We start from the raw sequence: 12,618 nt of genomic DNA, 5'->3' as shown, positions 1-12,618 counted from the left end.
CACCGCTATTGCTGAGTGTTGATGGTCTGGGGGATCTTGAGCCCCGTAGGGTAGCTATAAAGGGCTGAGGCATTGAGCACAAGATACCCCGCCTCTGACAGTTTCTCAGCGCGGGCTAATACCAGCCTTGACTGGGCTTCACCTAACGGTTGACCTTTATCGTCCATAAAGTTGATGACTGCAACATAGTCATAGGGCGAGGCTGGTGGGAATAACCGCCCAAAAAGGGCGGCTCCGATGAAACCAAAAAGCAGCGCAATTGCAGCGGTTTTAATCATGCGGCTAACCCCCGCTCAACCAGAATTTCGTTGATAGCCTCTTCGGTATTGATCCCCCGGGACTTTCTGTCTTTGATCGCGGCAACGTCTTTCGGGTCAGTCGAATAGAGAAGTAAGCTGAATGGGTCAACCACAAGTCTGCAAATACCCTGGCCCGCTTTAGAAATGACAAAGATTTCTGAGTAGACACCTTTCGTGGAACGAACGGTTTTAAGGAACCGGTAACCAGCCTCGTCCAGCGCCAGACGTTTATTTGCTTCAGCTTCGTTCACTGCGGATTCACTTTGCCCCAGCAAGAGCATAAAGGCTGAGTTATCTGCGATCGATTTCCCGATACTATCTTTGTAAATATCGTTGATAGACTGGGTGATGGTAATTGCAGCTCCGTTATATTTACGGAACCGGCGATAACCTTTCTCGATGAACGCCCCGATATTTCCTGATAACAATGCCCAGGCCTCATCGATAATGACCAGCTTCATCTGGCTACGGTCGCCCATGAACATGTCCTGCTGGATTTGATAAATCAGCTGAAGGAGGACAACCTGTTTAAGGTGTTCTGAACTTTCCAGTCGGGAAAGTTCAAGTACAGTGAACGGATTTTTGAAGTCGATATTGTTCTTACCAACAAAGTACTTCCCGTACTGGCCCGCACTCGTGAACGGATAGAGCTGATGGCCAATACGTTTAATGTCTTTATCTTCATCTTTCAGCAGTGAATCAGCAACCATATCAACGGTGGTCAGCTTCTTGTGTACACGGACAAGATCAGCTACATGTTGTTTAAGTCGAGACTCTTCGAATGAATTCAGACCTTCTTTAGGAGCTGCCATCACCGATAACAATCCGATGATCAGATCTTCTTCACCGCCACTGGAGTCATCATCTTCAGACTCACCGAAATAGTCTTCGATCAGTTCGAAGAAGTTAAGACATGGCCTGGTTTTGGGATTGAAGTCGAGATAATCGCCCTGGTAGGTCTCACAGATATTTTTGTACGAGTCACCTACATCAATACACCAGACTTTAGCCCCGAGGCTTCTGTAGGCGGTGATAATGTAGTTTGTCAGGAATGACTTACCCGACCCCGACTCAGCTGCGATACAGGCGTTATAGTTAGTATCAGAATCAAACAAGTCCAGTGATTGGATCTGGCCAGAGCGCGATGTCAGCATTAAGGCGGGTTTGTCTGTACCTTGCCAATCTGCATAGAGAGGTGAAAGTACCATCGCTTCACTGAGTGCCATTGTTCGATATCGGCCAATGGACTTTTCTGCTGATGCTTCGTTAAACATTGGCAGAGCTGACAGGAAAATTGGCGCAACATAGTAGGTATCTGGGATCATCTTAAACTGATAGGTGTTCAGATAACTTGCAGCTTCCTGAGCAGCGCGTAACACGCCATCTTTTGAGTTAGAGAAGATTGATACCGTAAATTTGGCTTTGCAAATTGGGTCGTTGTTATCAACTTTTTCGCTAAGAAGATCGAAGCCCTCACGCAAGTTTATGAGTGATGGAACCCACTTAATTAATGGGCCACTGGTTTGCTGAACAACCCAGTTACGTTTCGAGGTGAATTTAGTTTTTTCACTTTGCTGATCAAAGAAAATCAGGCTCATTGAGATGATGCAGGATGATTTAATTCCAGTAACACCACTCATCATATCGCCGAGAAAGTATTGCGCTTGCCCGGGAAAGAATCTTTTCGGGAATTTTCGCGCACTCAATGTTTTCACAAACGTTGTCGGTGTAGGTGCTTCTCCACGAAGCTCGGAATCTGTCGGATCACCAAAACCGCAATAGTCTTTCTTAATGAAAAACATGCGATCGTGGTCGACTAACTGTTCTGAAATGTACTTGTCTTCTTGTGGCTGTACCGGCGTCCGGTCTCTCCAGGAGGCGCTTTCACCCTGGTTGCAAATGGAGCTCAGAACATCGATGTAACTTTCACGCGTCAATGCACCGGGACACAAACCAGTGATGCTCAGCGTCGTTTCGAACACATTCCGCAGCTCGTTAACGTGATTGAATTCTTCTTCACGCATTTCATAGTTATATTTGATCGGAATTTTTACTGTAATGAGAAGCACACAATTTCGGACGCGAGTCCCGGTTCGCTTCATCGGCGTTTCGGTGCTTTTCAAAAGGAATTTAGAGCGGTTATAAATTGCGTTACGCAGGATTGCGTCCCGGCAATCCATACGCAATACGTCCATCCGGTTAATTTTCTGTACGATGTTTGGGCTTGCAACCAGGTCAAACTGAACGATAGTTTTGGCGGGGAAGTTGGAAGACAGCAACGTTTGAAGGTTAGTCATCTCCTTGCCGGTTGTCCCGCTTAAGGGACGACAAACAAATCCGAAACCAACATATTTGTTGTCGCACATAAACAAATGATTGGATTCGTCATATGCACGTACAGGACACAAGTCAGAAAAACGCTTCAGGTTTTTGAGTCGCTGAAAAATTAAAGATTCACTCATAATGCCTCCAGGATTCCCAAGAAAGTGTTACTTGTTCTCGATAAAGTTTTTGAGGCCTTGTTTTGGTGAGCCGAGTACGTAGGAGCCGTCATCACGCACAATGAAAGGGATCATGCTGACACCTAGTATCTGAGCCGTAACTTCACGTCGAGCCAGAGCCTGCATATCGCAGTTCTTTACCTGGTCGAATTTCTGAGTGGAATTTCCGCTGATAATTGCGCGGTCTGCGCGGTAGCGGTCGGATGCACAATACAATTCAATATTTCGCTGCTGGCTTGCCGGGCCCAGAGCTCCGAGCGACAGAACGCTAACGGTGAATTCTTTCGGGTCGAGGTCAGCAAGTGCTGAAAGTGGGGCTGCACAGGCTTCACAACCAGGTGCGGTAAATATCATGACCTTTTTAGGCCCATCGCCCCATACGGCTGGGCGCAAGTCCGCGATATTTAGGTTCAGCTCTTTCATCGGAATGATGCTGGCGTTCTTGGTTATTTCGCTCATGGTGGTCAGAGGCTTTTTAGCCCATGTGTCATAGAGCGTTCCCTGTATAACGAAGCGGCCATTAGAAGACAGCAAATTAACTTTCCCATCAATCTCTAGTGCGATGATGCCGTTAGTAGGGACGACAAAACGTTTTACTTCCTGCGAATTCTGAGGAATGTTCTTGAACGCTTTTTCATTGAAAATCGTATCGATATTCCCGGTGTTTGTTTTTACTGTATCGGCGAATACAGAAGCTGATGCAGAAAGTGCCACCAAAAGTGCCGCAGTCGCGACATGTTTGATAAAGTTCATAGTAACCGCTCCAAATGAGAGAGGTTTCATTTTCACATATTGATTTATTTTGCCGCAGGGAAAAGGGCTGCAAACTGTCCCCAAAAAAAGGAAGTGATGAAATGTTAATATCGGTTTTAATTACTCAATTAGTCCAAATAAAAAGCCACAAAAAAGTGGCTTTTTATTTATGCTTTATTATTACTGGAAGCCAACCGCAAATCCTGCACCAGCTCCAACACCACCGGCTGTATCAGCCGACATGCTAAAGCGGACGTTTACTTTTTCATTGATAGCGTAATTCGCTCCTCCCGAAATTGCCCCCTGGTCTCGGTACGCGCCCATCGCCATGCCAAAACCCGACACGTTATTGAGGAAGGGAATTGAAGCGATAGCAATTGCGCTTGCTGAGCCTGCTTTTGCTCTTTTATCATTACGGTCAACCGTCTTTTTAAGGTCAGAGAACTTCTGGTTTGTGTAGCTATTAGCTGAAGCCAAGGTCTGTCGGTCACCATCAATCCGTGACTGGCGCTCAGTATCGACAAGGAAATCAGTCCTTGAGTTGATGACAGATTCACGGGCATCCGTATGACTGTTTGCACTTACAAGAGTTTGAGCATCGCCAGCAACTCGGGATGCGCTTTCAGTTGCAATTAGACTGTCGGTACGAGCGTTGATCGACACTTCACGCTCGTCGGTATAAGTATTAGTATCCGTGGCAGTCTGGCTATTGTCGTTACTGCTACCAGACCCTGTACCACTTCCTGTCCCGCTGCCGTCCGTACCGTTATTGTTATTTCCGCCTGTAGTAGGTGGCGTTGTGTTAGAGCCAGAGCCAATGGATGAAAGGTACGAACTGATGGCACTATCAGTGTACGCCTGAAGTGAACTAACGGAATTCATGAGCTGACCATAGTTCACCGCATCATACCGGCTGGAACCATCAGCAACATTAGTCAGTGTTCTTTGTACCGTAGCTGAACCAAACGATACGGTATCAGCACTATTGGAGAATGAACCGTTCCCAATGGAAATACCTCCATTTGAAGCAGAAGCATAATTACCAATAACAATTGCGTTATCATCGGATACAGTATTGTAGTTGCCAAGCACGATCGATTCGTCGGAATCAATGGTATTAATTGTGCCGATTGTGATGTTGCCAAATTTAAAAACAGCAGAGGGGTCATTAATCGGTGCAGCTGTAATATTGTTTAAGGAACCGATAGTCAAAGCGTAGGAACCACCACTCACCGTATTGAATGTACCCATTATAGAACCAGCGTAATTAGTAGCAGTGTTTCTGGAACCAAGAATTGCTCCCATACCTACCATATCCAGTTCGTTATAAGAGCCTATTACTTGCAATGCACTTCCTGAAACGTTATTGCTATAACCCATAACGGCAAGGTTTTGTCCTAGAACTTTATTGTCACTCCCAACCAGATTCAAATCAAAAAGACCAGTGCCAGTATTATTATTCCCGTAAACATTGAAACTATTGGCGTAGTCATTCCAGAATTGGCTTGGGTCGTAACTAAATGATAAGTCATTATTGCTTCCGGTAATAATATAGTTTGTTAACGAAGTAATTGTGTTGTTATTCCCTGAAACACTTGAGTTGCCGAGTGGTGATTTACAGTTTGATGGGGTTGCACAGGGTGTTAGCCCTGAAATGTTATTGCCATCACCATTTACAGTAACTTCGTCAATTTGGGTGCTATCGATTGAGTTATCTGCCACGGCTACAGCACAATGAAGTGCCAGAACAATAGCAATATATAATGACTTTTGTTTCATGTGCTTACCTTTTCAGTGATGGGTATTAAAAAGACGACCAAGGAATACAGCACATGAAAAAAGTAGTACCGGTATACCGGTACTACTGGACAATTATTTAATGTAACTCCCTTTCTGAGGAGGTTGTGATGTCTCACCCTGGGATTGTGCTGGAGCAGCGGCAACCGGTGCAGACATTGGTCTGATAACAGCAGTTGATGTGGCACTATTTCTTGCACCGACTTCCCAACGACGCGGCTCAATCTCGGTATAGACGTAGCCAGGGACGTTAAGGTCTCCATCTGCGGTCTCATAGGGGTCAACCAGCACCCGCATGACGATAGATTGCGTTCGGATGGGTTGAGGATCAGCAGCAGTAGCAGGCACAGGGACGTATCGACCACCATCGGCAGTATTCCGTCCACCGTTCCCGGCTGTAGTGCGCAGCCGCTTAACCTCCACAGGCTTTCCCGAAAGTTGGTTTTCAGATGCGGTGTCAATCTGCTCCTGGTAATCATCTCCATCGGTCAGGGCATACACATCTCGGACATTCATACATGTGACCGAATTGGGCATTCCCTTGCATCCATATTCATCGTTCTGGCCCAGTAGTGAGCAACCCGACATCGCAAAACCGGCACTAACTAAAAACAATGCCGATACAATTTTCTTCGTCATCATTTCTTGCCCCCAACGGTTTGAGTTTTTGAAGTAACACGTGTGAATTTCAGCATGACCCCTTTTTGCACAATAAAATCAACACTACGGCCTGGATCAATTTCAATTACAGGGAAAAGGTCACCGGCCATTTGCATATAGAAATCGGCAAGACGATTCAATGCGCCACCTACGCCAGAAACTGCTGCGCCCTGGAGTGCGTCAGAGCTCATAACCTGCTGGTAAGGAGTAGCGTCACTACTATCTCCATCGCGTTTAATACTGATTGTCGGAATACTCTGTACGTTAAAGAGCTGAGATGCAGCCTGTAGGAAGCCAGCGGTCAGGGCTCGTGCCAGGTATTGCCCTTGTTTGGTAACCAGTCGACCACGAACACCTGATTTACCATCTTCACCAACAGCGTAGGCTACGAGTGGGGCTTCAAAAACTGCACCGTCATCCCGAATGCACGTTATGACTTCCGATCTGAAATAAGCTCTTTCGGAGGACAAATCACCGAACCCAGCTGCAAGCATTCCGCATTCACGTATATCTGCACGGAAACGGTTTGGGAGAATTGCATCCTTTTTCACCCTGGCCAGCGCCGGATAAGGGTCTTTTCGTGCATCACGAGATGTTGGTGCATCCATCCCCGCAATCAAAACAGTACTTATGATCGACGTTGCAGGAAGGTAGGTCTGGTTCTCGGGGTTATCATCTTCGTCAGCAACGGGTGCGGCTTCAATATCTTCCTGTACAGTGATGATTTCAGGAGTTGCCTGGCTTGGTACTGCTTTGCCATCCTTCCCTTTCTGCTGACGCTGGTTTGCTGCGGGTTCCGGTACGACAGGGGGGGCCGCATCTTCGTATACGCGCTGTAATGTTTTCCCGTTATTGAAACTTCCTGAGTTTCTTGGCGCAACTGAAGGGGCAGATATCTCTTCAGGTTTATACAGAGTAGGGACGTTACGTTGGCCGTTTCCAGCCAGTGGTGTCGCTCCGCGAGACTGTTGTGAGTAAGGCACAGGGTTAGAGACGGTATCAACGCGTTTCTTAATAGCTGCAACCTCAGCGCCTGATTTTTTCTGGTTGTTCTCCAGATTGCTAAGACGCTGAGCTGTCTGATCAGCACCATATTTCTCGGTTAACGTTTTAATCAGTTGACCTTGCTCTTTAATGGTCTTGTCGAGTGCGCGAATTCGCGCCGCAATAGCATTCTGGCTAACTCCATTGGTATCACCATCGGTAAGGACGCTGGCAATCACTTTTTCTTGTGGCGCTCGATTTCGGGGGCCAGCTGAGTCGGGTATAACCAAGAGCAAAAAAAGAACGGCGAAAGTAAATACGCCAGCCCATAAAACCCATTTTTTATGCTTTGCTGAAATTGAGGCCCATTTCTCTTTTAAGGGGATAAGCATGATTTTACTCCGCGAGTTTAGGGCGCATGGAATCGTTAGCTTGTTCGTTTGGCTGGATGTTGCGGATAACGAAGTAAGCTTCAGTTCGCTGGCCAGGCTGGAGAGTGTTGCGACTCCATAGTGCTCTTGCTGCAAGCTGAGGATGGGTGCAGAGTGATTCATCAACCATTACTGTTGATGAACCAGTGTTTTGTGCAACGCCGATGATGACACTGAATTGACTACCCTGAAGATACTGGCCATTTGCAAAGGAGTAGCGAATCTGATCCTGGTCAGTACCCGTGCGGAAATTACAGTTCGGGATACCAACTCCTGAAGAGAGATTTCCCAGAGAGTATCCGGGTGGAATGTCCCCAAGCGCGATGGTTCGCATTATGTTGCGAATCGTCTCGATGTAATTATCTTTCTGTTCCCATCGCCTGGCTTTGACTTCGCTTCCACCATAGTTGTTATATGCCGCAGGCATAACACCAGAAGTACTCGTGTTGTTCAGCTTTCGTGAAAGCATGAGAGTGGCTTGCACCGGTGCAATTTTCTGAGGTACTAACGACACGGAGATCGCTACACTTTCGTCACCTTTCTCACTGATATAGAGACTTGCCGGGTTACTGTCTGAGGTGGAAACGTAGAGAGCGTTATCTTTTACATTTACAGTTACACCCTCCTGTTTAACTTTCTGCACTACAGGGTGTTCAAACGGTGTAACAAGCCGGTTGATCTGGTTAATCGAAATCGGTACGAGGGTGTTCACGCCAGGCGCAACGATATATTCCAGCCGAGAAGGAATGACTTCTTTTGTGAGTGGAACGGGACTGGCAATTGCAGCAGGTACTGGTTGAATATTACGGCCATCAATAGCTGGTTCACTCCCGCCATTGATAGAGTTACTTGCTGGTGGTGTATAGTTGTCAGGATATGGGCGTGTTTCTGTGCTGAGCATTGCCTGAGTTGAGGATGCTGGTCGAGAGGCGAGTTTTGCAGTGACTTTGGGTTGCGACTGCGCATCAGGCTGCTCAAATACCATGCCTTGATCAACAGACATTTCGCCCGCCGTTACGCTATGGGTCGCTAATGTGGACGACGCGGTAAGCAACAGGATAATTATGCGTTTACTATTCAACATTTAGCCCCCCGATAAGTGGCAACACTACGTTCATTTTTAAATTGGCTATTACCAATCAGAAAATTCATTTCGGCACATCCGTTTTGTTTACTGATTGCTGATTTATTAATCTCTCGCTTAAAGATTTATATCTCGGTTAAATCAACTAACGAAATTCTGTCAGGAAGTTCGAGCTGCCGAAGATTTCTGCCTTTGACCTTTGTGTTTATCTTCTTCACTTGGCAGCAACGGTTTGCCACTCTTTATCTCAATGAACGTAATAATGGGCCGGTAGCCTTTTACGTTAACAGTAATCTCGTAATAGACTGGCGTGGTCGATGGTTTGCCGGTGATACCTTCGAGAGTTTGGTTACCGGTGACATAAAAAGTACCAACTGCTAACGGGTCGGTGATAACCCCGACCGGATTAAAAGAAAGCGAGATTCGGTCGCGCTTAATTTGGTCAATCTGGTCGTCCATTGCTTTCATAACTTTTGTGTAAATTGAAGCGTCAAGAAACGGGCCGATAGAATTCTTGAGTAGATCTAAAGTGGCTGGGTTAGCATTTCCAAAACTGTCGGCTATATATAACGCCCATGCCTTCATATAAGAGCTGCTGGCGGCTTTTTCATCCAGCCAGGCTGTTTCTGTAAGGTTTGGCGGAATAATAGTGATGGGTTGTGTTTTGGCTAACAGAGCATAACCAAGTACAAGGTTTGCCAGAATCATTGAGGCAGAGATTAACTTGAAACTTTTGTTTTCTAACTGAAGTCCAACTAACCCTTTTTTGAAATTATGGATATTCATACAATAAACTCCCGGTCGAAGGATTCAGGTACAAAAGTGCCACCACCGAATGTGACTCCGAATTTCCAGTAACAGAGGTGCATAAAATATTTCTCAGAAGCTCGCGCCAGAAAACCGCCATAAACACGTGAAACTACAACACCCAGAATTATCATCGGTAATAATCGTCCAGTGATAATCCCAACCGCGAGAGCAACGAAAAATGGCATGGCTTCATCAATCGACCAAAAAAATAACTTTGGTGGTTCGTCAATCGAGTGAGAAATATAAACAGGTTCCATGATGACCTCTCATATGAATTTTTTCAGATTTATTGACGACAAAATGCGCCTATTTCTGACCAGAGCCTGCAAGCTGAGCCATCATTTGCATAAGGCCTGCTCCATCTACTGCGCCCTGAACAATGGCTGACTTATCACCGTAGACAACAATGTTTGTAGGGGTCTTTTGGATACCAAGCTGACCTGCTTCACGAACGTCGTCGGCTATCTTGCTGGACGGCCTGGCCGCATTGATACATTCAAGTAAGCGGTTCGGGTCTAAACCAGTTTCGCGGGCGATTTGGTCTAGCGGTGCGCTAAGACCGTGCCCGTCAGATTGGCTGTAGCGGAATAACGCTTTAGATAACTGGAAGAAAGATGGATTTCCTCCCTGCTCAACAGCACACTCCGCTGCTAAAGCTTCAGTACGGGAAGCCTGCCCGTGAACAGGAACATGTTTGAAAACCATCGCAATATTCCCTTGTGATGAATCCACGAGATCCATAACGATTGGGAAATGTTGTTTGCAGTACTGACATTCAAAATCGGAATACTCAATGATATAGAACTGAGCATCCGGGTTCCCATAAATACGTTCGTTGTCCGTAGAAGGCGCATAGGCGGTATCGGGTTTGTTTCCAGTCCGGTAACCGACATTGGATTGTTTCTGCGATTCAGGTTTTAGGCCCGCTGCATTAATGTATTTTGCAAATGCGTCCAGTAGTTCGCTTTTGTTGTTTACTACGGGCTTGTGAGTCTCAGCAACGATCGCTAGGTCATTAAGAAGTTGGGACTGTCTATCGATTTGGTAAGTAAAAAATGCAGCCGTGCTTACCATAACCATGAGCGGAATTCCAAATATAAGAGAGTTCAAAATGTTCTTTTTCATTTGTAGCCTCTTGATTGCTGCAATTGTTCCGGCGTATAGATTTCGTTTGGCTTTTGGACTTTGACCTGAGACGCCTCAGCAGCTTTTTGCTTTTTAAGATAGGGCAGTATGATTTCAGCCATGTCTTTGTTCAGGACATCCCGTGACTGAGGGTAAGTTGATGCCGTGATCTTCTGATTGAGGATACGGATTTTTTCTGGGACATCAGAAATTAGCAAATAGCTAATCATCCCTACGGTAAACGGGTAATGACTCCAACTTACTGATAGTGTTTTATGTTCAGATAATGCCCGATGACCTTGTCATGCAGCTCCACCGATTTTGAGAACGACAGTGACTTCCGTCCCAGCCTTGCCAGATGTTGTCTCAGATTCAGGTTATGTCGCTCAATGCGCTGAGTGTAACGCTTGCTGATTACGTGCAGCTTTCCCTTCAGGCGGGATTCATACAGCGGCCAGCCATCCGTCATCCATACCACGACCTCAAAGGCCGACAGCAGGCTCAGAAGACGCTCCAGTGTGGCCAGAGTGCGTTCACCGAAGACGTGCGCCACAACCGTCCTCCGTATCCTGTCATACGCGTAAAACAGCCAGCGCTGACGTGATTTAGCACCGACGTAGCCCCACTGTTCGTCCATTTCCGCGCAGACGATGACGTCACTGCCCGGCTGTATGCGCGAGGTTACCGACTGCGGCCTGAGTTTTTTAAGTGACGTAAAATCGTGTTGAGGCCAACGCCCATAATGCGGGCGGTTGCCCGGCATCCAACGCCATTCATGGCCATATCAATGATTTTCTGGTGCGTACCGGGTTGAGAAGCGGTGTAAGTGAACTGCAGTTGCCATGTTTTACGGCAGTGAGAGCAGAGATAGCGCTGATGTCCGGCAGTGCTTTTGCCGTTACGCACCACCCCGTCAGTAGCTGAACAGGAGGGACAGCTGATAGAAACAGAAGCCACTGGAGCACCTCAAAAACACCATCATACACTAAATCAGTAAGTTGGCAGCATCACCCGGTAAACGTCAGGCAGAGCAGGGCAGAAAGAATAAATGGTTTCGAATTAGTCATGCATCACCTCGCACAGCTAATTTAACAAACATGAAATATTGAGGAAAAAGAAAAGCACCGCAAATTGAGGTGCTTTTCTTAAGGTTAAATACGTTTTGGTAGGTTTGAAATAAGTAGAGATGAACCAATAGGAATCATTACTATCATTATGAGTGCCCCGATCATTGGAGGCACAGGTAACGGTATAAAAAGCGACAGGAGAACGCTATATACACCCCAGCCAATCAATACCATGCTACGACGGTTAAGAAACGGACTGGCATATCCAAAGTTATATCTTTTTGCCATCCACCGCATTACCCCTGCAAACAGAGACGGGATGATGACCACGGCCATGTACGGTAACCAATACATATCAAGTGTTAAACGATACATAATCATGTAGAGCCAATAATTCAGGTTCTCGGCAATGTTCTGGAAAAGCCCAACAAAGTATTTCAGTGGCCCGCCGTGGTTGGCCATGTCGCTGGGAGGAAGCTGGTAAAAATCCTTTAACGCCTTATCAATCCCCGTATTTACAAATGCTTCAGTATAATTGTCGCGAGCCTTTTGCAATACCATGACGAAATCTTTTTCGCCTATCATTTTATGACCCCATGCGATTTCTTTCAGAGCATTAGACTTAAAATACTCAACCGGAAAGAAGACAGAGATAAAAAGGAGAATCGTCGAACTCCAGATGATCAGTGTCTTTATCGTCTTAGGCCACTTTTCCTCATTCAACTTATCAGACATTCGATATCCCCAATCTTCGCCTTCCTCCCAGCCTGGATAATCAGTTCGTTGGTTAGCTTTCTCGGGAGATTTATCCGTGAAGTAATTTCACAGAAATTCAACGTGTGTTGAAGTTCCCGGCAAACGAACAAGCCAAGCTCAATGATATAGATCGCAAGCCGCTCCCAGTCATTCAGCTCCTGCTCGTTGTCCTGATGATAAGCTTTGATAGCGGAGCTCACTGCTGCACCAACGCGTTCATCAGGAGTAAGGGTTTTCAGTAGAGCTAACATTTGCCCAGTGATGCCATCAACACATGGCCAGATCATGGTCAAACCGTCATATGAGGCTTGATCATCTTTACGCTTTAATAGAGTTTTGGTTTTAATCATA

The 12,618-nt window shown here is 46.2% G+C and carries 14 protein-coding genes; all 14 read right to left on the bottom strand.

From position 1 onward, the window contains the following. Positions 1-5: 5 nt before the first annotated feature. On the bottom strand, positions 6-278 hold the full coding sequence (locus HV302_RS26970; RefSeq protein WP_007372231.1) for a hypothetical protein: 273 nt from the start codon (positions 276-278) through the stop codon (positions 6-8). Continuing rightward, a complete protein-coding gene (gene traC / locus HV302_RS26965) occupies positions 275-2,761 on the bottom strand; it encodes a type IV secretion system protein TraC (protein WP_007372230.1) in 2,487 nt (828 codons plus the stop codon). Before traC ends, HV302_RS26970 begins: the two co-directional genes overlap by 4 nt. Positions 2,762-2,788: 27 nt before the next feature. Then, positions 2,789-3,553: a DsbC family protein gene (locus HV302_RS26960; RefSeq protein WP_007372229.1), complete on the bottom strand. Its 765-nt coding sequence runs from the start codon at positions 3,551-3,553 to the stop codon at positions 2,789-2,791. A gap of 180 nt (positions 3,554-3,733) precedes the next feature. Further along, positions 3,734-5,332, bottom strand: coding sequence for a YadA-like family protein (locus HV302_RS26955; RefSeq protein ID WP_007372228.1), 1,599 nt, complete (start codon positions 5,330-5,332; stop codon positions 3,734-3,736). Between the two features lie 93 nt (positions 5,333-5,425). Then, entirely contained in the window at positions 5,426-5,992 is a 567-nt protein-coding gene (traV, locus tag HV302_RS26950; RefSeq protein ID WP_016241587.1) for a type IV conjugative transfer system lipoprotein TraV, read from the bottom strand. Continuing rightward, positions 5,989-7,386: a TraB/VirB10 family protein gene (locus HV302_RS26945; RefSeq protein ID WP_007372227.1), complete on the bottom strand. Its 1,398-nt coding sequence runs from the start codon at positions 7,384-7,386 to the stop codon at positions 5,989-5,991. The genes traV and HV302_RS26945 overlap by 4 nt, the downstream gene beginning before the upstream one ends. Before the next feature lie 4 nt (positions 7,387-7,390). Continuing rightward, entirely contained in the window at positions 7,391-8,509 is a 1,119-nt protein-coding gene (locus HV302_RS26940; RefSeq protein ID WP_016241588.1) for a TraK domain-containing protein, read from the bottom strand. A gap of 159 nt (positions 8,510-8,668) precedes the next feature. Next, complete coding sequence (locus tag HV302_RS26935; protein ID WP_007372225.1) at positions 8,669-9,295, bottom strand: TraE/TraK family type IV conjugative transfer system protein; 627 nt, start codon at positions 9,293-9,295, stop codon at positions 8,669-8,671. After that, positions 9,292-9,576, bottom strand: a complete 285-nt coding sequence (gene traL / locus HV302_RS26930; protein WP_007372224.1) for a type IV conjugative transfer system protein TraL — start codon at positions 9,574-9,576, stop codon at positions 9,292-9,294. The genes HV302_RS26935 and traL overlap by 4 nt, the downstream gene beginning before the upstream one ends. Before the next feature lie 49 nt (positions 9,577-9,625). Then, on the bottom strand, positions 9,626-10,444 hold the full coding sequence (locus tag HV302_RS26925; protein WP_007372223.1) for a DsbA family protein: 819 nt from the start codon (positions 10,442-10,444) through the stop codon (positions 9,626-9,628). Next, a complete protein-coding gene (locus tag HV302_RS28505) occupies positions 10,441-10,566 on the bottom strand; it encodes a hypothetical protein (RefSeq protein WP_326928785.1) in 126 nt (41 codons plus the stop codon). Before HV302_RS28505 ends, HV302_RS26925 begins: the two co-directional genes overlap by 4 nt. A 137-nt stretch (positions 10,567-10,703) precedes the next feature. After that, a protein-coding gene (locus HV302_RS26915) for an IS1 family transposase (RefSeq protein ID WP_223429336.1) occupies positions 10,704-11,401 on the bottom strand; the annotation gives its coding sequence in 2 pieces (ribosomal slippage) (positions 10,704-11,152 and positions 11,152-11,401; 699 coding nt in all). Between the two features lie 194 nt (positions 11,402-11,595). Continuing rightward, positions 11,596-12,246 (bottom strand): DUF4400 domain-containing protein, encoded by a 651-nt coding sequence (locus tag HV302_RS26910; protein WP_007372221.1) that lies wholly within the window; start codon positions 12,244-12,246, stop codon positions 11,596-11,598. After that, positions 12,231-12,617: a hypothetical protein gene (locus HV302_RS26905; RefSeq protein ID WP_009654243.1), complete on the bottom strand. Its 387-nt coding sequence runs from the start codon at positions 12,615-12,617 to the stop codon at positions 12,231-12,233. The genes HV302_RS26910 and HV302_RS26905 overlap by 16 nt, the downstream gene beginning before the upstream one ends. Between the last annotated feature and the right edge of the window lies 1 nt (position 12,618).

The organism is Citrobacter sp. RHBSTW-00859, assembly GCF_013729795.1.
In the GTDB taxonomy this organism is placed as follows: Bacteria; Pseudomonadota; Gammaproteobacteria; order Enterobacterales; family Enterobacteriaceae; genus Citrobacter; species Citrobacter braakii.
This window is presented reverse-complemented; position numbering and strand designations above follow the sequence as displayed.